18 protein-coding genes are annotated in these 20,130 nt (G+C 61.9%); 8 read left to right on the forward strand and 10 right to left on the reverse strand.

The features are described from left to right. Positions 1–105: 105 nt before the first annotated feature. Both M1E17_RS05600 and M1E17_RS05605 read left to right on the forward strand, forming a co-directional pair. Positions 106–1,647, forward strand: a complete 1,542-nt coding sequence (locus M1E17_RS05600) for an alanine/glycine:cation symporter family protein (protein ID WP_457966016.1) — start codon at positions 106–108, stop codon at positions 1,645–1,647. A gap of 398 nt (positions 1,648–2,045) precedes the next feature. Continuing rightward, the gene (locus M1E17_RS05605; protein WP_457966017.1) at positions 2,046–3,422 is read left to right on the forward strand and encodes an FAD-binding oxidoreductase; all 1,377 of its coding nucleotides are present in this window, start codon (positions 2,046–2,048) and stop codon (positions 3,420–3,422) included. 54 nt (positions 3,423–3,476) lie between these two features. Here M1E17_RS05605 and M1E17_RS05610 read toward each other — a convergent pair whose 3' ends face one another. The 5 genes from M1E17_RS05610 to M1E17_RS05630 form a co-directional block, all read right to left on the reverse strand. Then, positions 3,477–4,502 (reverse strand): DUF808 domain-containing protein, encoded by a 1,026-nt coding sequence (locus M1E17_RS05610; protein ID WP_457966018.1) that lies wholly within the window; start codon positions 4,500–4,502, stop codon positions 3,477–3,479. Between the two features lie 372 nt (positions 4,503–4,874). Further along, a complete protein-coding gene (locus M1E17_RS05615) occupies positions 4,875–5,618 on the reverse strand; it encodes an alpha/beta hydrolase (RefSeq protein WP_457967583.1) in 744 nt (247 codons plus the stop codon). 79 nt (positions 5,619–5,697) lie between these two features. Then, positions 5,698–6,594, reverse strand: a complete 897-nt coding sequence (locus tag M1E17_RS05620) for a ketopantoate reductase family protein (RefSeq protein WP_457966019.1) — start codon at positions 6,592–6,594, stop codon at positions 5,698–5,700. Positions 6,595–6,777: 183 nt separating this feature from the next. Then, positions 6,778–7,518 carry a hypothetical protein gene (locus tag M1E17_RS05625; RefSeq protein WP_457966020.1) on the reverse strand — a complete coding sequence of 247 codons (741 nt, stop codon included), beginning with the start codon at positions 7,516–7,518 and terminating at the stop codon, positions 6,778–6,780. A 907-nt stretch (positions 7,519–8,425) separates the two neighbouring features. Next, positions 8,426–9,019 (reverse strand): hypothetical protein, encoded by a 594-nt coding sequence (locus M1E17_RS05630; protein ID WP_457966022.1) that lies wholly within the window; start codon positions 9,017–9,019, stop codon positions 8,426–8,428. A gap of 948 nt (positions 9,020–9,967) precedes the next feature. On the opposite strand from M1E17_RS05630, the gene M1E17_RS05635 reads away from it, so the two are divergent. The 3 genes from M1E17_RS05635 to M1E17_RS05645 all read left to right on the forward strand — a co-directional run bounded on the left by M1E17_RS05635 (position 9,968) and on the right by M1E17_RS05645 (position 13,088). After that, positions 9,968–10,840 (forward strand): NAD-dependent epimerase/dehydratase family protein, encoded by an 873-nt coding sequence (locus M1E17_RS05635; protein WP_457966023.1) that lies wholly within the window; start codon positions 9,968–9,970, stop codon positions 10,838–10,840. 1,313 nt (positions 10,841–12,153) lie between these two features. Then, positions 12,154–12,285 (forward strand): hypothetical protein, encoded by a 132-nt coding sequence (locus tag M1E17_RS05640; RefSeq protein ID WP_457966024.1) that lies wholly within the window; start codon positions 12,154–12,156, stop codon positions 12,283–12,285. Then, the gene (locus M1E17_RS05645; protein WP_457966026.1) at positions 12,285–13,088 is read left to right on the forward strand and encodes a hypothetical protein; all 804 of its coding nucleotides are present in this window, start codon (positions 12,285–12,287) and stop codon (positions 13,086–13,088) included. The genes M1E17_RS05640 and M1E17_RS05645 overlap by 1 nt, the downstream gene beginning before the upstream one ends. 424 nt (positions 13,089–13,512) lie before the next feature. On the opposite strand, the gene M1E17_RS05650 is transcribed toward M1E17_RS05645, so the two are convergent. Together M1E17_RS05650 and M1E17_RS05655 are read right to left on the reverse strand one after the other, a co-directional pair. Continuing rightward, the gene (locus M1E17_RS05650) at positions 13,513–13,890 is read right to left on the reverse strand and encodes a hypothetical protein (protein ID WP_457966027.1); all 378 of its coding nucleotides are present in this window, start codon (positions 13,888–13,890) and stop codon (positions 13,513–13,515) included. Positions 13,891–14,006: 116 nt separating this feature from the next. Beyond that, the gene (locus tag M1E17_RS05655; protein WP_457966029.1) at positions 14,007–14,603 is read right to left on the reverse strand and encodes a MarR family winged helix-turn-helix transcriptional regulator; all 597 of its coding nucleotides are present in this window, start codon (positions 14,601–14,603) and stop codon (positions 14,007–14,009) included. Between M1E17_RS05655 and M1E17_RS05660 the strand changes: the two genes are divergently transcribed. Further along, positions 14,602–15,534, forward strand: a complete 933-nt coding sequence (locus M1E17_RS05660; protein ID WP_457966030.1) for an NADP-dependent oxidoreductase — start codon at positions 14,602–14,604, stop codon at positions 15,532–15,534. The genes M1E17_RS05655 and M1E17_RS05660 overlap by 2 nt on opposite strands. A 497-nt stretch (positions 15,535–16,031) precedes the next feature. After that, the gene (locus M1E17_RS05665; protein WP_457966031.1) at positions 16,032–16,595 is read left to right on the forward strand and encodes a dihydrofolate reductase family protein; all 564 of its coding nucleotides are present in this window, start codon (positions 16,032–16,034) and stop codon (positions 16,593–16,595) included. A gap of 521 nt (positions 16,596–17,116) precedes the next feature. On the opposite strand, the gene M1E17_RS05670 is transcribed toward M1E17_RS05665, so the two are convergent. Further along, on the reverse strand, positions 17,117–17,269 hold the full coding sequence (locus M1E17_RS05670) for a hypothetical protein (protein ID WP_457966032.1): 153 nt from the start codon (positions 17,267–17,269) through the stop codon (positions 17,117–17,119). Positions 17,270–17,730: 461 nt separating this feature from the next. Here M1E17_RS05670 and M1E17_RS05675 point away from each other — a divergent pair, with 461 nt between their 5' ends. Continuing rightward, positions 17,731–18,150: a hypothetical protein gene (locus tag M1E17_RS05675; RefSeq protein WP_457967585.1), complete on the forward strand. Its 420-nt coding sequence runs from the start codon at positions 17,731–17,733 to the stop codon at positions 18,148–18,150. Between the two features lie 486 nt (positions 18,151–18,636). Here the strand turns inward: M1E17_RS05675 and M1E17_RS05680 are convergent, their stop codons facing one another. Beyond that, entirely contained in the window at positions 18,637–19,215 is a 579-nt protein-coding gene (locus M1E17_RS05680; protein ID WP_457966033.1) for a GNAT family N-acetyltransferase, read from the reverse strand. A 299-nt stretch (positions 19,216–19,514) separates the two neighbouring features. Continuing rightward, on the reverse strand, positions 19,515–20,066 hold the full coding sequence (locus tag M1E17_RS05685) for a helix-turn-helix domain-containing protein (protein WP_457966034.1): 552 nt from the start codon (positions 20,064–20,066) through the stop codon (positions 19,515–19,517). Positions 20,067–20,130 lie beyond the last annotated feature (64 nt).

Raw genomic sequence — 20,130 nt, forward strand, 5'->3', positions numbered from 1 at the left:
CACAGGTTTTGTGTGGTGCGCGCCACTGGTCTACCGGCCATGCGCATCACCAAAACCATCCCCAACTGCATCACCCGCGCTCTTCCATGGAGGGAACCCACACTTATGAGCGATGTCCTATCAGCCATCAACGGCGTGATCTGGAGCGACTGGCTTGTCTATCTCTGCCTCGCCACCGGCGTCTACTTCTCCATCCGCACACGTTTCCTGCAGGTACGGCACGTCAAAGGAATGGTCCAGCAGCTGCTTCGGGGCGAGAAGTCCGCCTCCGGCGTCTCCTCGTTCCAGGCCCTGGCCATGTCCCTGTCCGGCCGCGTCGGTACCGGCAACATCGCCGGCGTCGCCACCGCCGTCGCCTTCGGCGGACCGGGCGCCCTGTTCTGGATGTGGGTAGTCGCCTTCCTTGGCGCTTCGACGTCGTTCATCGAGTCCACCCTCGGCCAGATCTATAAAGCCCGCGACCCGCTGACCGGCGAGTACCGCGGCGGCCCGGCCTACTACTTCTCCCGCGCGTTCGCCCACACCAAGGGCGCCGGGTTCTTCAAGGTCTACGGCTACGTCTTCGCCGCCGTGACCGTTCTGGCCTGTGGCGTTCTGATGCCGGGTGTCCAGGCCAACTCGATGGCCACCGCCATCGGCGGCGCCTGGACCCTCGAGCCGTGGATGGTTGCCGTCGGCTCCGTCATCCTCCTGGCGTTCGTCATCATCGGCGGCGTGAAGCGCATCGCCAGCGTGGCGGCGTTCGTCGTGCCGTTTATGGCTGTCGGCTACATCATCCTTGCCCTGATCGTCGTCATCATCAATGCCGGTCAGCTGCCGGAAATCATCGCACTGGTGTTCAGCAGCGCCCTTGGCATGGATTCGGCCCTCGGCGCCGTCATCGGACTGGCCGTGATGTGGGGCGTCAAGCGCGGCGTCTACTCCAACGAGGCCGGCCAGGGAACGGGTCCGCACGCAGCGGCCGCCGCAGAGGTTTCGCACCCGGCGAAGCAGGGTCTGGTCCAGGCCTTCGCGGTTTACATCGACACCCTGTTTGTCTGCTCGGCCACCGGCTTCCTGATCCTCTCCACCGGCGCCTACCGCGTCTTCTCCGGAGGCAGCGAAGACGGCGAGGTCCTGGTCGAGGGCGGCCTGCTTTCGGCCACGGCCAGTGTGGGGCCCCAGTTCGTGCAGACCGGATTCGACTCCGTCTTCCCGGGTTTCGGCGCATCGTTCATCGCCATCACGCTGATCTTCTTCTGCCTGACCACGGTCATCGCCTACTACTACATGGCAGAAACTAACCTGCGCTTCCTCGTGGGCAACTCCTCGAACAAGATGATTCCCGGTATCCGGGCAAGCCTTGGCCGGGTGACCACCATGGCCCTGCAGGTGTTGATCCTCATCGCCGTCGCCTACGGCTGCGTGAACACCGCCGCCGATGCGTGGACGATGGGTGACATCGGCGTGGGCCTCATGGCCTGGCTGAACATCATTGGCATCCTGATCCTGCAGGAGCCCGCCTTCAAGGCGCTCAAGGACTTCGAGCGGCAGCAGAAGCTCGGCCTGGACCCGGTCTTCGACCCGAAGCCCCTCGGCATCATCGGAGCCACCTTCTGGGAGTCCTACAAGACGGCCGACCGCGAGAAGGAATCCGCGCGGATCTAGCGGACAGGTCACCGTGCGCCGCGCCGTCCACGCGGCGCACGGTCACACCCCATCCCGGCAACTGGATGGGAGGACCAGCCCCTTCCAACCGCTTCTTGACCTTGCATACGGGCAGGAGTACTTTACGGTTAGTCGTCGTTCCATGGGGTTGCTCACCAGCTTCGCCCGGCAGGTTCGACGGCAGGCACATGTTCGCGAATCACGTCGGTAACTGCATGCCAAAAAACATCCAGCACCGGCGCATCTGGTCTCCGCCGCTGCATCAGGCCTGATGGTCTGGTCCCGGGTTCTTCCCCGGGCCTGCAGTGGCTGCATTATGAATATCCCGCGCGGCCGGGGGACGGCTGTGCCAAAGTCCCTGAGCGCGAAGGCGTGTCCGGGGGCGAATGGGAGTCACCATGGACAACAACGGATTTCAGGCCCTGCAGGAACAAGTACGAGGCCAGGTCATCACTTCCGACCATCCCCACTATGAAGCCTCGCGAACCGTCTACAACGGCATGATTGACAAACATCCCGCCGCGATACTTCGTGTTTCCCAAGTCGCGGACGTCATCGCAGGAGTGAACTTTGCCCGTGACCAGGGTCTGGATCTCGCGCTTCGCGGCGGGGGCCACAGTGCCCCCGGATTCGGGACCTGCGACGGAGGCCTGGTGCTGGACTTCGCCGGCCGAACGGGCGTCCGGGTAGACCCTGCTACTGCAACGGCCCGGGCCGAGGCAGGCACCACCTGGGCCGACTTCAACCACGCAACCAACGCGTTTGGGCTGGCAACAACTGGCGGCATTATCGGATCCACAGGTGTTGCTGGACTGACGCTGGGCGGGGGCATCGGCTACCTCGCCCGTAAGCACGGCCTGTCCTGCGACAACCTCATCTCCGCGGATGTGGTGACCGCAGACGGCAAGTTCCGCACAGCCAGCGCAACTGAGAATGACGATCTCTTCTGGGCATTACGTGGCGGCACGGGAAACTTCGGCGTGGTCACTTCCCTGGAATTCAACCTGCATCCCGTCGGCGTCGTGTACGGCGGTGTAGTGATCTATCTGGTGGAGCACGCTGAGGCTGTTGGGCAGCTGTTCCGGGACTATATTGCCACGGCACCCGAAGACATGGGAATCTTCCTCGGGTTCCACCAAGGCCCCCCGGTCCCCTTCCTGCCGGAGGAGCACCACGGCAAGCCTGTGGTGGTTGTGGTGGGCGCCTGGACCGGCCCACACGATGAAGGCGAGCGGCAATGGCAGCAGTTCATGGATGTCGCCCCAGTTGCCGGGTCGTTTGTGGGTCCGCTCCCGTACCCGGTGCTCAACACCTTGTTCGACCCGCTACTCCCGAAAGGCCTGCAAGCATATTGGAAGGCGGAGTTCCTTCCGGAGTTGAGTGACGATGTGATCGGGGTTGCCAGGAAGTTCGGAGCCGGCGTGCCGAGTCCCCAGACCGCGAATCACTACTACCCCATCAATGGTGCGGCCCAACGGGTCGGACGGGATGAGACTGCCTTTCCTTACCGGGATGCCAACTTCTCAGTGGCCATCGCCGGAATGTGGGAGTCCCCGCAGGACAACGACGCCAACACCAGGTGGGTCAGGGAGTACCACCAAGCCCTGCATCCTTATGGATCCGGTGCCGGCTATGTCAATTTCCTTGACGCCGACGACCAGTCCAGCATCGAGGACAACTACGGCGGCAACTACGCCCGGTTGGCCAAGATCAAGGCGAAGTACGATCCCGGCAACCTGTTCCATATCAACCAGAACATCAAACCGGTGGCGTGAAACGCGGAAAGCCCCAACCTAAAGAGGTCGGGGCTTACCGGGTGAGATGACGGGCTAAGAGGAGGGATCGCCGTCGTGTTTCGTCGGCCGGTAGCCGGCAAGTTCGGCGCGGATGTCGCCCTCCTCGTGCCCGCCCTTCTTCTTGCCAAACGGCAGTGCTTTGAGCAGCGGATGCACGATAGCCATGACCACGATGCCCCAGGCGAGCCCGATGATGGCTGAGCACAAGGTGTTCACGAGCCAGGCCAGGAAGCCTCCAACGACTGCGATCCCCTCGAAGGGGTGCTCGAGGACATGGACTATGTCATACGGACCGTGCCAGCCGAGGTCGTAGGCCCCCTGCAGCATGATGTGGCCACCAACCCAAAGCATGGCGATGGTCCCGATGAAGGTGATCGCTGCCAGCACGGCGGGCATCCCCTTGACCAGCAACTCGCCGACGCGCTGGGAACCCGCGGACTTCCTGGCGGCCATATGCAGGCCGATGTCGTCCATCTTCACGATCAGTCCCACGGCACCGTAAACGGCCACCGTGATCACCAAGGCCACGACCACCAGGATAATCGCCCGGGACAACAAGGAATCTGCGGCCACCTCGTTCATCGAGATAACCATGATCTCGCAGGACAGGATGAAGTCGGTGGTGATGGCGCCCTTGATGACCTTCGCCTCGGCCTCCGGACCGCGTTCAACCGCCGGCGCTTTTTCGTCCGCGGTGTGGTGGCCGCGGAGCTTGTGCCAGACCTTTTCGGCGCCCTCGTAGCAGAGGTAGGTACCGCCCAGCATGAGGATGAACGGGATGGCCCATGGGGCGAACGCGCTGACGAGCAGCAGGGCCGGCAGGATGATCAACAGCTTGTTCCGGAGCGATCCCCAGAAGATCTTTTTGATCATCGGCAGTTCGCGGGACGGGTCTGCCCCGGACACGTACTGCGGGGTGACGGCTGCGTCGTCGATCACCACGCCGGCGGCCTTGACCCCTGCTCTGCTGGCTCCGGCAGCGATGTCGTCTACCGAGGCGGCCGCTATGCGGGCCAGGGCTGCGACGTCGTCAAGCAGGGCGACCAGACCGCCGCTCACAGATCGCTCCCGGACTGCTCGACGGCGGACGGCTGGGCGTGGATGCATTGCTCGAGACGCGTGATTGGCATGTTTGGAGTATATCGAGGGCGGGCAGCCCCTTCGACGGGACTGTGGACTTCAGTTGCGGTTATTCAGGCGCTTGAGGCCAGCCCACGGCTGCGCGTAGACATCAGCGCGGCGTCGCTTCGGTACTGGAAACCGCGTCAGCTGCCACCTCTTCGAGACAGTTCAAGAGATCCTGCAAGCCGGGCTCTTCCAGGGGGAAATGGCCGCAACCACGCAGGGGACGACTGGTGGTGGGGCCAGGCAGGGTTCGCAGAGTGCTCTCGCTGACCCCAACCGGGGTCCACTCGTCGAGCTCTGGGTGCATTAGGTGGACTGGGAGGAGTGCGGTGCGCGCCTCGGAGTGTGGATACTGCATGTAGCTGGCGAGGAACCCCAGCGGAACCCACGCGCCGCCTCCGCGCGCATCTTTCGCGCAGAGCCGCCCCAGACCGCGGTCGCGCCCCATGCGCCTGAGCTCCGCGACCCAGGAGATTCTGACTGAATTCTGGCCAATGGCCCCCAGACCAGCCTGAGCATTGGCATGAAAAGCAGGGCGACAGGGCCGAACCGCGTCATCGCCGAACGAGCGTCTCTCTCTCGTGGGTCGAGTAGGCAGGTAGCCACCACGGCCGCCACGTTACCTGAACGAGCCGCTGCCTCCACGGCGAGCAAACCACCAATGCTGGCTCCGAAGAGGATGACAGGACGGCCATCATCTTCAGCCGAGATGAGGTCGACTAACAGGGCGACCCAGTCCTGGTAGGTCACTGTTCCGGGGGATACTGTCACCGTTCGGCCGTAGAGCGGCAAGTCGACCACACTCACATCAACCCCGCGGCCTGCGAGGAGGGACGCAACAGGCCAGAGCGCCGCTCCGTGGGCGCCCGCGCCGTGAACGACAAGCATCCGAACCGGGGCGCTGGCGTCCCGCAACCGGAGGAGGTGGACCTGATGGTTCGTCCAGGGCCACCAATCCGAGACCGGGGGAACAAGTGGCTTCCTTCGATCAGGCGGCAGGAAACGTGCGTAGTCCTCCATGTTGATCTCGGCCGGTCGATGAGGCAGCATCGGGTTCACCTTTCAACGGTCAACAGCAGCTCGAGTCTTTCACACCGCCGCATAACTTGGGCGTCCCGGAACGCTGCATTCAGAGGGGGAGGCCGGCCCTGATCTGGATGAGGGTGAGGTCCAGCAGCGGCGTCGGGACTTCCAGACTGCGGGAACGGCGGGCGAGGTCACCGAGGATGTGCTCAGCTTCCGAGGGGAGCCCGGCGCTGAGGTCCCGGTATAGAGAGGAAGTGAAGGCCGATCCCGGCTCGGTGAGAATGCCGAGTGCTTGTGCATGAGCGGCATCGGAAACGGGATGTCCTGCCGCGGCTGCCACCGCTTCGGTTTCGCTGATGGCCTCCAGGATCCTGGACTCCCCGCCGGCGTCGAGTATCCGTCCCACCGGGGCCCGAAACAGGCAATTGACGATTCCGGCGGCAGCGATGAAGGCCCATTTATCCCACAGTGCCCCCAATATGTCGTCGGCTACCGAGAAGTCGACGCCGGGCACGTCCAGAGCTTCGGAAACGGCCGGCGGGACAGGGGTGCCGTTCAGCCCGCCCACCATGAGGGAGGTGAGGGGCACCTGCTGGCGGACCACATCGCCGTCGAGAGTTGCAACGATCCGGGCCAGGCCGCCCAGCGCCTGGCCCGGGTACAGCTGTTCCAGCCGGTCCACATGGGCCATGCCGTTGAGGATGGGAATGATGGTGGTTCCAGGCCCGACGAAAGGGCCAATCTCGGCAAGGACGCCGTCGAACGCGGTGGCTTTGACCGTGACGAGGATCAGGTCGAAGGCCTCTGGCCCGTCCGGGGCAGTGATGGTTTGCACTTGGTGTGTCCGGTCGGCGGTGGGGGAGACGAAGCGCAGCCCGTCGCGGCGAAGGACCTCCTGCCTGCGCGGCCGCACCAGATACGTGACGTCCCGTCCGGCTTCCTGCAGGAGTGTGCCGAACGCCCCGCCTGTGGCTCCGGCTCCGACGACGAGTATCCGCATGGGTGTTGCCTTTCCGGGGTGGTCTTCAAGATCGCTGACCGGGCACAGGAGTCAGGACCAGCTGAGGCCTTGTATCCGATGTTCCAAGGCTAGGCGGTTTCAGCCGGGCCTCCCACCCGCGGCACCAAGGCAAGAACCGCCGTCGTGAATTACGACGGCGGTATCCGGCTTGGGAGCGTTGCTCTACGGCCTGGCTGGCTGCCGGCCAGGCCGTATCAGCAACACGACGCTCGTGGCCAGCACCCAGACCATGAAAAGCAGGAAGCCGACGAAACCGGCGATGCCCACCACGCCTCCGTCGTCGGCGGTCTCGAATACGCCTGCGACAGTAGTGAGCAGCAGCACGGCCGTGGCGATAGCCAGCCAGGCAAGCCACAGAGGTAGCGCGCGGGTGGTCAGGATGGCCATCGCCGCCCCGAGGAACATCGCGACACCGGCTGGAACAATGGCACCACCTACCCACTCGGTGAGGACGGTGAGGGCAGAAAGCGCCGCCGGATCGGGCTGGTCGGCGGAGGCATACTGGAGGAGAGCCGTGTACAGGCCAGCCGAAACCAGCATGAGCGTCACCAAGGCAGTGCCGGCGGTGAGGACCAGCGCGGCGAACATCCCGGCCTGACCCTCCCATCGGCGCAGCCTGCTCCAGAGGCCGGCCAGGAATATCAGGAATGCGATGTTGGCGATCAATCCCAGCAGCAGGGAAATCTGGTGGGCGGTGCGGTCCCCGGTGAGCTGGGCCGCGATGTCCTCCGCCGGGCTGTCGGAACTGGGCGTGTCGGGTGTGAAGAAGCTGGCCACCACCAGGGCGGTGAACACCAGGCCCGCAACTGCTGTCCAGAGGTCCGGCCTGCCGGTCGCACCACCCGGTCTAACCGTGCCGGCTGTTTGGCCATCCGACGGTTCGTAATTCGCTCTGGCATCCATGGCGTTCCCTCCCTTGCGCTGCCCCCACGGGCGTACTGCAAGCACGAAGAATGCAAAAACTTACGATCAGTGTAGACCGTTCGTGGATGGCAGTCAGCAGGCTAAATGCTCAGTGAACCAGGGTTTCCGTGCCGGTCCGAATGGCTGCCCTTTCTTCCGAGAGCTGGGCTTCCCATTTACCCCGTTCGCGTTGTCCGGAAGGGACCTGCGATGCCCGACATCTGCTCTATGAAGCCCTAGAGGGCTTGCCGCTCGGCGCCGATGACGCGCGGATTATCGAATGGCCTGATGAGCGCCGAGGACACTAATGGTAGCGGCGGCACGTGCATCAAAGACGTCCGTTTGCGGCTAGCTGGATTTTCGTGTTGTGCCTCTGGCTGTAGCCAGATATGTGGCGACGCTGAGGATGAATGATGTGGAGATGGCGGCGGGTAGTGGGACGTTTCCGTTCACCCATAGCGCCGCAAAAAGCGAGAACGCCGCCACGATCAGTCCCGCCAGTACAGAAACGTCTTCGTCCTGCTCTTTGTCCCCATATCAATATCGTAGGGGCCCCGGTGATTCTTGTGACATGCGAAGCGGCACAGTTCAAAAACGACCGACAGGGGCAATGTCTAGGCCATCGCCAGAGATTGGCAACCAGCGGGAAGAAGCACTTGCACAGTGACTAAAACGGACGGGTCAGTCCGCGGGGGCCGGCGCAGCGCAGCCATAAAAGAGCTCCCGTCGACCGGCGGATTACGACTCACAGGCCTCAACATGGCCGGTAGCAGTAGTGGCCCGACATCCAGCCATGTATCCGGTGCCTCGGCCCACCTGAAGCAACACGAAATCCCCGCGTCGAAAGACGACATAGCTGGCAGGGACTACCTGGAACCCGCCAACCAACACTAAACCTGGTCCAATCTCAACCGTCCGGCAGACGCTCAGTTAGCTCGGTGAGAAAACTTAGAGCTTCATCTTGCGCCGGATCGTCAGCAGGGGCGCGATTGATCGCACCCCGAAGGATCTTAGCTGCCTGTGCTACGTCGCCTTTGCTGTCAGCGAGCACGACCGCGTCCTGGACGGCCTCGCCTAATCGGCTGAGATCGGCAGTCGAGATCTCTGTGCTGCTGTCGCGGAAGAAGCGGATCCAGTTCCCTGCCGGGTCTACGAGACTAAAGCCGCTCATCCCGCCGGCGTTCTTTCGGGAGCGGGGCCGGGTGATTCGCGGGAATCCCTTGACTGGCAGTCGGCCGTAGGCCTCGCGCAGTCCTGATGCGAACTCTTCCCAGATCGGTCCGGTGTCTTCGACGATGACGATGCAGGAGCTGTGCGAGGACTCTGGTGTGTGACCGTTCAAGCCGTAGTACTGCAGATCGAACCCGTGACCGTTGACGCCGATGCACGAGTACGGTCGGACTTGGCGGTAGGTGGTGCGGAATCCCAGGGCCGCGAAGAACGGCTCAATCTCCTCGATGTCGGCGCATGGCAGCAGAGGGATCGTGCGGGGAAGATACATGGAATCACTCTACGCTCGGGTCAAGCCCGGATTCAGAATGAGGATCATGCCCGTAGTGTGAATCGCAGCGATAAATGGCGGCATTTTCGCGGCGTTAATGTCGCCTCTTGTGCCCGTAAGCCGAACCCTGAACGGGCGATTTTGGGAGCGAACCGTGGTCAGCTATCCGTCTGCCATGTCTGCATTGGCCTGCTGCTCCTTCAGTATCGAAGTGGCCTCCGCCGGTCCCCAGTAAGTGACCCCCCGAGCGTCATTCTCAATAAAGCCGACCACACCGAGGCCTGGACCAAGGTTCGCGACCGATATTGTGTCCAGGTCTTCGGCCCCAACTACGGTTGAAGAGCCCCCGCTGGCCACTTCCCCGGCTACAGGCGTTGGGATCGTCCTGCCGTCTTCAAACAGGATGCGGACGTCCCTTAGATCGCAATCCACAAGCTCGTCATACTGGAGATCCCGCACCGGAATCTCTTCACGTACAGGACAGGACGGCCCGGCTTTCGTGGCGGTCGCTCCGGCTGACGTTGTCGAGGAGGGTAGAGGTGTCTCTTGAAACCCTGAGTCGGGTCCGTTGGTTGTTGTGCCACAAGAAACCGCACCGAAGCTTAGTAAGCACACGGCTATCAACAACTCGGGGGTTCCACGACGGGCATGAGGAGTTCTTCTTATCGCCGCGCCCGGTGCCTTCGGTGTCGCACCTAGGGCTCCCGTCCCGGAAAGAGTTATTTTGAGCCCTTTGCGCATGTCTACGGTCCCTCAACGTCCTGCTGATGGTCTGAGCGTAGCGACGCGATCCTGGGAGGACAACAAGACAGTGAAAGCATTCAAGGCCACCACCTGGTTCTAAACCTCGGGGACGTTTTTGGATGCGACGGGATTAGCGGTTTCGCTATCGCGTTTGGGGAACGCCTTACGGACGTTTTCGTGTGGTGTTCATGCGAGCATCGAAGCATGAGGATTCTAGTTACGGGACATATGGGGATGGTCGGGCAGGCCGTCACGTCGTGCTTGACGAGTGCAGGCCATGAAGTGGTCGGTTTTGATTTGGCGGCCGGGCAGGATGTCCTTGACGCGGACTCGTTAACTCAGGCGGTGAGCGGCTGCGACGCTGTGGTGCATTTGGCAGCGTTGGATGAGGCCCAAGATGAAGACTCGCCTTTTGCGGAACTCGGTCCTGCGTCTGCGGCTGGAGATTCGACCATTATCCAAAACAATGTGATTGGAACCTACAACGTACTTCGCTCTTCAGAACGTGCAGGTGTTCAACGTGTCGTGTTCATGAGCAGCGTGGATGTGTATGGGTGCTTTATGGGCCAGGGGTCACCCGAGTACTTCCCCATTGACGAGGTTCATCCGTTGGATCCGAAGGGGGCTTACGCGTGGTCGAAAGTTGCTGGTGAAGAGCTATGCCAAACGTTCACTGTAAACTCCGGGACACCAACCATTTGTCTTCGAGCTCCTGGCGTCTTCGCCCCATCGACATATGAATTCATCCAAACGGCGCGGAGGGATACCCCCAGCGTTGAATGGGAGCCCTATTGGGAATATGGTGCTTTCATCGACGTGCGCGACCTTGCAACTGCCGTTCTGAATGCCCTCATTGCCCCTCTTGAAGGACACCACAGGCTCCTTGTCAATGCCAACGACATCAGCTCGGCTATGGACGGATCATTGGCACTTGCTGACAGGCTCATGCCCGGAGTTCCCGTCCGAAACCGCGACACTTACCACGAATCGCCGTTCAAGGCGCTCATAGATGCCACGAAGACTTACGAGTTGTTGGGGTGGCGGCCGCTCCATGATTGGGACAGTACTCGGAACTGAACTGGGACACACTTGGCCATTTTCCTCTAATGCAGTCGATGTCATATGCCTACAGCATTGCGATTGTTTGTCCGCAAGCAGAGCCCTAACCGTTCGTCCGCAAGGGGTCCTTCGCCGACCAGAAGCAGGGTAACCTGCCACCGTCCTCGAGGGGCGCCCGAATCTGTGACTTTCGGCGATAAGGCGGCTTTTTCACGGCGCTATTTGGCGCTTGTACAGTGGTGGAGCGTCGAAATACGTGAATACATCGCGGCCCTTGTCATCGCGACCGAGGTATCCTGGCGCGAACGGAATACCCAAGCGCTCCAATTCAGCAAGCAAGGTCGCTGCGAAGTCGGAATTGGGGCTCCGCGATCGGTGAACAGTGCCCCCCCACTCTTACGACCTCATCCGTCCAGTTCCCGCCGGCCAGCGCTTCTTCCTCGTACATCCGATCATCCTCGCACGGCTGTACTTGAGTAGCTGCAGTCAAAAACGACCATTTTCGGACGGGCCGGTCCAATCTTAGGATGAGGGCATATAACGCGAGAATCCATGCATCTTTCTCCTGGTCACTAGGATCCCAGTACCGTTTTTGACACGCTTCCTTGGTCCCTGTCGGAGCGTTGGGATCGCCAGAATGGCTTCTCTTCATTCATATTGCATGTCCTGGCTTCTCCAGACACCCACTACCTGGACCATGACTGCGGGACCGACCGTCCGGGCAAATGTGTGAGCGTATAGACCCGTTCCGCCGGGCGGGTGTACTTTGAGCTGTGGAAGGCTTCAGGCACTCTTCGGACGCCGACCGTGAGTTTTATGAGCTCCGCAGGCGGGCATATGGTCCAGATCCTGACATCAGTGTCGACCCTCCGGGCCTAGCGAGGTTGCGCGAACTTGAGGTGGCGGACCGCGCTGAAGTCAATTCTCTGCCGGTTGCCCCCGCGAGCGAGAATGCGGCTGATTCGGAGGCCCCCGCGGACGCTGCCTCGATAGACCATCCGGTGCCAAGGTGGAGTCGCCTGTACTGGGCCGGTGCCGCACTGGTCCTCGCGGGAGGGATCGTTACGACGACCCTGCTGTTATCCGCGCCGCGTCCTGATGCCACTCTTCATCCGAGCGGGGCCGCGGTCGATAACCGGCTCCCTGGACTGCTGATTAGGGGAGCACCCCTGTTGAGGATCGAAGCTTCAACCCTCCGCGGATACGGGTCGTATCTCGGTCTCGAGATCTATTCTGCCGTGAACGCGTTCGATTCGCCGTGTCTGGTGGCATTGCACCGGGCGAGCGGTAATCTCTCAGACGTTCGCTGTGCTCCGGCTCCAGCAGATCTCATGATGGACGTCGCCTCATCCCGGGACGGGTTTGAAGGATTCGAAGGACGCGCCGGGGACGGCATCGTCCGATTCGTACTTCGTTACGACACGGTGGACGCTTACGTTTACCTCATCCCGGAGGAGGGCTGATGGAGCCATCCTCACCCCGGTCTGATGCTGAGCGCGAGCTGGACGAGCTCCGCAGGAGGGCATACGGTCCGCATCCGGATATCCAGTCCGACCCCGCAGCACAGGTAAGACTGGCGGAACTGGAGGGGGCGCACACCGCGAGTCCCCGCGCCCTCACCGACACCGACGTCAGAACAGCCGCTGCAGCCCAGGATTCCGGTTCAGTCGCTCACCCCACCAGGACCACATTCATTGACGAAGTGCCGGACCCGGCAACCAGCATCGCGCCCGTGGCGGAGTCCAGGATTGGATCGACGTCGTTGACCTGGCGTCGTCTCACGGCGACACGTGCCCGACGTTACTCATTTGTGGCCGGCGCGCTGGCAGTCTTTCTTGCCGGTGTGTTCGCCGTGACATGGATTGCAACACCGCATCCCGATGCCACATTGCATCCGATCGCAGACGAGGCTGACAGCGACGTTCTCACAATGCTGGAATTCCTCTCAACGCTGGAATTCCCTTGGGGGGAAGCTGCCGGCCAATCCAGTTTCCGCGGCTATCAACAGTATCGGGGATTCGAACCCTGGTTCTTCGTGGACGGGCGGGGCTACCGGTGCTTCATGGTCATCGATCGTTCCGGTCCTTTTGTAGACGGCGCCAATTGTGTGCCGCCCGGGGTCGATCTTTTTGCAGACGTCGGCGGGCAAACCCATTCGGGTGATGGTGCCACGATGGGCCTCCCGAAGGGGAGCGTCGTCCGGTTCCAGTACCGCGGCGACTCCGTAGACGTCTTCCTCTACCCCGCATCGTCGGAGGCAGAATGAGGCGCGGGCCCGGAGAGACGGCCGCCAGCTCAAAATGCCTTGAACAGAAGAGCGCCAAAAATCTCCGAAGATCAGACCGGTTATCGCACCGTTTCCGCGACACGGTGTGACCGAGCGCGCGGTTTCGAAGGTTCCGGATCCCCACTAGATCGCCCGAAATATTGCCCGCTGACGGTGCCATAAACGGTGCGGCAGATTGTATGCAAAAACGACCGTTTTTGAGGCCACGCCGGAATGAGCCCTTAACGATGTGGAGTTGGTCGCTCTGTGGCGGCGTTTTTTGGTCGCTCCGTGTCGCAACAGTGCCCGTAAGGCGAGCATCTATTCCCAATACAGCGCAGCCGCACGTGAGCAGAGGCGCATCTCATGACCGCCTACACGAAACGCCGAGGCTAGTCGACGCACCGGATCGCGTCGCATACGTTCACGGCTGGGCGTGACGCTCCAACGCGTCCAGAGTCGTCTCGGGCGATGTGTTGAAGCAGAAGGTGATTCCGGGCGATTCCGCATTGCACAGGTTGATGATCCGTTCGAAGAGCTCGGTGTACTCCGGGATGATCCTGATGCCGCCCCCGATCATCACGAGGCCGAAACGATCACGACCGAAGGCCGAGCGGATCACTGCTTCGGCATCGTCCGGGGAGGTGCCGATCAGGCAGTTGACGGCGTCGAAGCCTGCGGCCCTAGTGGCCCCGAACCCCGCTTCGATCCGTTCGGTCATCGTGACCTCGTCGAGGCCAGGAGGCAACTTGCTATAGTCGAGGGCTCGCGCGTGGATGCCGATCATGAGGATTCGAGTCATGGGCCTCATTGTGGCATGGCACCCTAAACACTTGGCTAGCCACATATCCGTGGTGGTCTCGAGCTGTCGAGCCAAGGAGCCGACCGCCGAGGAGATGAGCAGCATGCGTTCCGTTTTTACGATGTCTTGTTCCGCCGGCGGGGCGTAGCTGAGCGAGGCGGAGCGGCGCGGAGATGGGCCGCTGCCTGACCAAGGATGCGCGCGAGATCGTCGACGTCACCGTCGGAAAGAGCCGCGAACAGCAAGCTGTGAACGGCGTTGATATGGCCGGGGAACACTGTCGCGAGCACCGTGCGGCCAGCCTCGGTGAGTGCCAGGACGCTGCTGCGTTCGTCATTGGGCGAGGGCGAGCGGGCAACCAGCCCACGGTGTTCCAACAATTGCGCCTGGTACGTCAGTCCGCTGCGGCTGTAGACCACGCCGTCGGCGAGATCCGTCATGCGCAGTTGCCCATCCGGAGCATCGCCCAGGCGAGCGAGGAGCTGGAACTGGACGTAGCTGAGGTCACCGGCATCACGGAGCTGTTTTTCAACTGCGTGGCGCAACAAGCTACTCACCTCGGTGAAAGCGAAGTACGCCCCGAGCTGCGCGGGCGTCAGGGACGTTGGCGTTTCGTTCATGCTCTCATCATAGATGGTTGATTCGAGTTCGAAGTAGTGGTACCTTGGCATTATTGCTTCGAATTCGAAGCACACGATGAAGGGAAAGATCATGAAGGCAGTGCAGTTTCACGAGGTGGGCGGACCCGAAGTGCTCCAGTATGTGGAGACCGAGCAGCCGGAGCCGGTGGCTGGGCAGGTTCGGCTGCGTGTTGCGGCGTCCGCGTTCAACGCGGCTGACAACGGAATGCGGGCAGGGTTCTTGCCGATCCCGGTGGTGCTGCCGCATGTGCCCGGCTACGACGTCTCCGGCACCATCGACGCGGTCGGCGAGGGAGTCGAGGGCGTTGCGGTCGGTGATAGGGTGATCGGCTTCCTGCCCATGGAGCGGGACGGCGGCGCGGCGGAGTATGTGATCGCCCCTGCGGATGCTGTTGTGGGGGCCCCGACGAACATCTCGCTGGCCGACGCCGCGGCGCTGCCCTCGGTGGCGTTGACCGCCTGGCAGGCGCTTTTCGATGAGGGCCGGCTAGAGGCCGGGCAGCGCCTGCTCATCGTCGGTGCGGGCGGTGTCGTGGGCAAGTACGCCATCCAGCTCGCGAAACGCGCCGGCGTGCACGTCGTGGCGACCGCGAGCCCGCGCAGCATCGACGCTGTCCGCGCGGCAGGTGCGGACGAGATCATCGACCACATTGACGCCGACCTGCTGAGCGCCGTAGATGGGCAGGTCGACGTGCTGCTCAACCTCGCTCCTATCGATCCGGAGCAGTTCGTCGCGCTTGTTGCACTCGTGCGCGATGGCGGCATAGCGGTCAGCACCACTGCATTCATGGCGACTCCGGGTGACGAGAGGCGTGGCGTGCGCGCCGCCACCGTATTTGTCCGCCCAAACCGTGAACGCCTCGCCGAACTGGCGTCCCTCGTCGACGACGGAAAATTAACCGTCGAAGTCACCCGCCGCATCCCTCTCGCCGAGCTGCCTGCCCTCCACGCCGAGGCCAGCGCGGCCCGCGTGCCCGGAAAGGTCATCATCCTTCCCGCCTGATCCGTGAAGCAGGAACCGGGTGACCCCCGAATGATGCCAAACGCGTCAGCGGGGGTCACTCTGTGTCAGAACCTTCACTTGGACGTCGCCAGGGCCGGGACTCCCGTCCCACGCCCACCAATAGTGCCCACCGGTGCCCGCAAGCCGGTCCCCCACCGGGGCACGGGACACACCGAAAATTTCTGGACGGTTCGCCGGGTTTCCGCGGCCGCCAGATTCCGTATGACCCGCCCGCAACGTCAATCTGATGAGGTGTGAATCGCAGCGATATATGGTGGCGTTTTAGCAGGGATAAATGTCACCCCGGTCGCCCTTGGTGGAGCCTCCACCGGGCTGGGCGCGCTCTTGTTCGACGGGGCGTCGCGGCGGGCGGCGGTCGAGTGCGCCACGCTGAGCCTCGAGCACGACGCTACCTGCGAGTCAGATCGCGCACGGATGAGTTTCCCGCGCGGCGCCCGATCTATACGCTGGAGACCGACTGACGGAAGGCTGGCGCCATGCGGAAACTGATCTATGGCATGAACCTGACCCTGGACGGCTACATCGCCGCGGCCGGCGACGACATTGGCTGGAGCGGGCCTGGCGACGAACTGTTCCAGTGGTGGCTCGACCAGGAGCGGGCGATCAGCCTGATGCTGTACGGGCGCAAGCTCTGGGAGACAATGAGCTCCTACTGGCCCACTGGCGACCAGCAGCCAGGCGCTACCCCGGCGCAGATAGAGTTCGCGCGGAACTGGCGGGACACGCCGAAGGTGGTGTTCTCCTCGACGGTCGACAAGGTCGATTGGAACACCCGCCTGGTCAAAGGAGACGCGGTCGCGGAGATCACCCGGCTCAAGGCCGAGGACGGCGGCCCCATGAGGGTCGGCGGCGCAACGCTCGCCGGTGCGGCCATGCGGGCCGGGCTGATCGACGAGTATGCGATCGTTACCCATCCGGTCCTGGTGGGCGGCGGCACGCCGTTCTTCACCGCGCTGGACGGCTGGGTGAACCTGAACCTGGTGGAGACGCTGACGTTTTCCGGCGGCGTGGTCCTAACCAGGTACGAGACGAGGCGCTGAGCGCGATTCCTCCGGGCGGTGGGGAAATGGATCCACCACCCGCGGCCCCACGTCGGTAACCCAGATGACCACATTCGCCGAGAGCTACGATTGCGCCGGGAAAACCATCCATCCGGTCACGACCTACGCCATGAGCGGCCTGGGCAGCATTGAATAGGACGGCGCAGTATCCTGCCGGTCAGCGGTTATCGGTGAAGGACTTGCTGTCCGCGGAGAGGAAGTCAGAGACGCAAGGCCCGCCGCCGAATCTTGCTGCGCCGGATAGGACTCCTCGAAAACTATGCCTCGTAAATCAAAAGCTTTTCAGGATACCGACCAGGAGGACGACAAGCCCGATGGTCGTCGGCGCAACGCCGCATGTGAGTATCTCGGAAATCCGTCTCACCACGTGTGACGCGGGTGAGGTCAAAAACGACCGTTTTTGGAGGCGGTGTTGGCTCTGTGGGGGAGTGTGACTTTCGGCGGTAAATGGCGGCTTTTGCGGCGCTCTTGTCGCTTGGAGCAGCCCGCAAGGGGATCCCTCAACGGGCGGTAGGCGCTAGCTTTTCGGGGCTTGCGCCAGCCTGTGCCATTGCCGTGGGGATGGCGTTGTCTACGAGGACGGCTGCGATAGCGGCAGCGATGGCGAAGGTGTCAGTGTTGAGCACTCGGCTGCGGGCAGAGGCGCCGTCCATGTATACCGGGGAGGACTGGCGCGGTCCTTGTAGCGGCGCGGGGCCGCGATTAGTACCAGTGCCGTCTTCCGGCAAGAGGGCGTCCGATTGCACCGAGCACGATAAGCACGAGGCCGATAACAGCCAGAATCCACCCAATAGTTATCAGGATTCCAATGTTGAAAATATAACCAAGGATTAGTAGAACAACTCCGAGTATAAGCACCTTAATCTTTACCTTCCCAAATATCGGACCAACCCTAAGCTGCAAGACTGTTGCTTGCGCTCGTCCCATTCGTACCACACCGGGTTGTCGAGTGGAACAGTAACCTTGTACAGATGGCAGTGGCGGAATATCGATCGTGCGAAATTCTTCACGAGTTTCCAACCATTCCACGCAAATGGGCGTGGAAGAACACACTTGTGGCAGGATGGGTGCGCCAGAACAGACAACAACGCGACCCATGCAGTGATTGGTGCTGATGCTGATGGAACGATCCCTGATCATCTTTTCCATCATCCTGGTCTCCGCTTCCATCTGCATCGCTGGTCGCTATCGCTTCCCCATTCAAGAGGGATCAAAGGTAGACCTTTTCTACGAACAACTCCAGCTATATGTGAACGTCGTTGCCGTAGGGGTCGAACTGCTCTTTCCGTTCGTCACAGGCTTCGTCGGTGTGCCCGTTCTAGCGTTCACAGCTGCCCTTTTCCAGGCATCGGCAGTGGCAATTTTCCGAATCAAGGTACGGGCGATCAGAATTGTTCGCCCCCAAACCTCCACTTCACACTCAGTGGCTGCGGAGGAACTCCGCCGCACTCGGTGGCCGTACCAGGCATCCTTTGCCCTAGGCTACGTCTCGTTGTTGGCTTATCTGGCGACGATTTTCAGATACTTCTTCTGACGTTGGGTGGTGCAGACGTGTAGTGATGTCAGAACGGATTGATGGGCATCTATTGGCCGGTTCGTTGTTCCCTTTTGGGAAACCCTCTGCGGCGGGAAGCGATACTCGTTTCAAATAGGGACGCAGGAGAATATGCTCCGTACAACAATGCACGCCGCCGGCTGTGCTGCTCCGGAGGGCTAATGACAAAACGAGAAATTTTTGGATCTATCTTGGGCCTAATAGTCACCATCGGTGTGATGGTACTGGTCATGTCCTTCATGTTTCCTCCTTATGTGGATCCTTTACCGGGCACGTCCCCACGTGGACCAAGACCTTCACCGAGCTTGTCCGTTTGAGGAACCCTGAACGGGCAATTCTGGAGCGGAGTTATCCGAGGCCTTCGGTTGGCGCAGCGTGCGGTTCTGCTTCAGGAAACGCAGGGCGCATGACGGGGTTGGAGTTGAAAGCGCTGCGTTGGAAGTGTCTTGGCACCCCGGCACGCCCCTAAAGTGACAAGCGCGTTTTCAGCCTGCTTTGCACCTCAGGCCAGTCCAGGTCGGTGATGGAATAGAGGACACTGTCTCGCACATGGCCAGTCCAGGTGATGCGATCGCGACGAAGCACGCCTTCGCGCACGGCCCCCAGTTTGGCAATCGCAGCTTGGCTGCGGGTGTTGCGCAGGTCAGTCAGCAATTCCACCCTGCGCGCCCCGGACTGGAAGGCATGTTGCAGCATGAGCAGCTTGGACTCGGCGTTGGCATAGCCGGAACGTGCGTCTGGATGCAAGAACGTCCCGCCGATCTCCACGCACTGGCGCTCGGGCCTGATGTTCAGAAAACTGGTGGTGCCGACGATGCGGTGGTCCGAGCGGTTGCGGATCGCGTACGCGATCCACTGGCCGGAGGCGATCTGGCGATTGAGGGTGCTCCACCAGCTGGCAAAATGCGCCCCCTGCCCGCTCATGGCAAATAGGTCCCAGGCTGCGGCGTCACAATCAAGCGCGCGGGCCACCGCCCGCTCCGAGGCATCCTCGTATGGCTCCAGGCAGACCCGGCTCCCCTGCAGCGCAATATTCTCCAACATGAAACCATTTACCGACATCGCGCTTCCCTTTCAACTAAAGCTGCGCCGGATCCGGCTACAAGCTCGAACGCCGCCGACGTCAAGAACGATCATTCCAGGACCTGTTTAGTTCAGAACGAGGATTACGCCAAAGCGCGCGTGGATCCGGGGATCTTTTCTTGGTCAGTTGGATTCAAGCATCGTTTCTGACCAAGTGGGCGGAAGTCCGTTTTGGGACCCTGGCCGGGCAATCCGATTGCCCGAGAAGGATTCCTCAGGGGTGTGGGGACGTAGTGCACGTCAACGCATTCGCTCGCGCGCTACCTGAGTTCTGAAATGAGCACCGCGGTGGTGCCATTGTCCTGGGCGTCGAAGACGTGGGGAGCGTCGCCCGGATAACACAGGTAGTCGCCGGGCGACAGGGCGACGGGCGACGACGCCGGACCGACGAGTGCCGCGCCCGATATCAGCACCACGTGCTCCACGGTGCCATAGGCATGGGGAGCGGACACCTTGGGGCTGCTGGGGTCGGCCTGTACCAAGTAGACGTCGCGGCGCGCATTGGGGGGACTGGCGGAGAGGAGTGCGGCCACATAGTCGCTGTCTGCAGAACGGATGCGCGGCGCATCGGCGGCGCGAATCAGCGTGACAGGCTCAGCTGTCTTGTCTACGAGCCGGGCAAATGGCACGCCGAGCGCGTCTCCCAGTGCCCATAAGGTCTCAACGCTGGGGTTACCCCCGCCCGATTCAAGTTGGGAAACTGTCGCCTTGGACAATCCCGCGCGACGGGCGAGCTCGGAAACCGACAGGCCTCCGGCGATGCGCTCCCGTCGAATTCCCGCACCGATTCGTGCGCCGAGCTGTTCCACCATACGTTCACCATATCGAACAATCGATCGGTTTGACAGACGGGTTGGTGGTGTTCACAATAATGAC

Source organism: Arthrobacter sp. D1-29 (assembly GCF_054130585.1).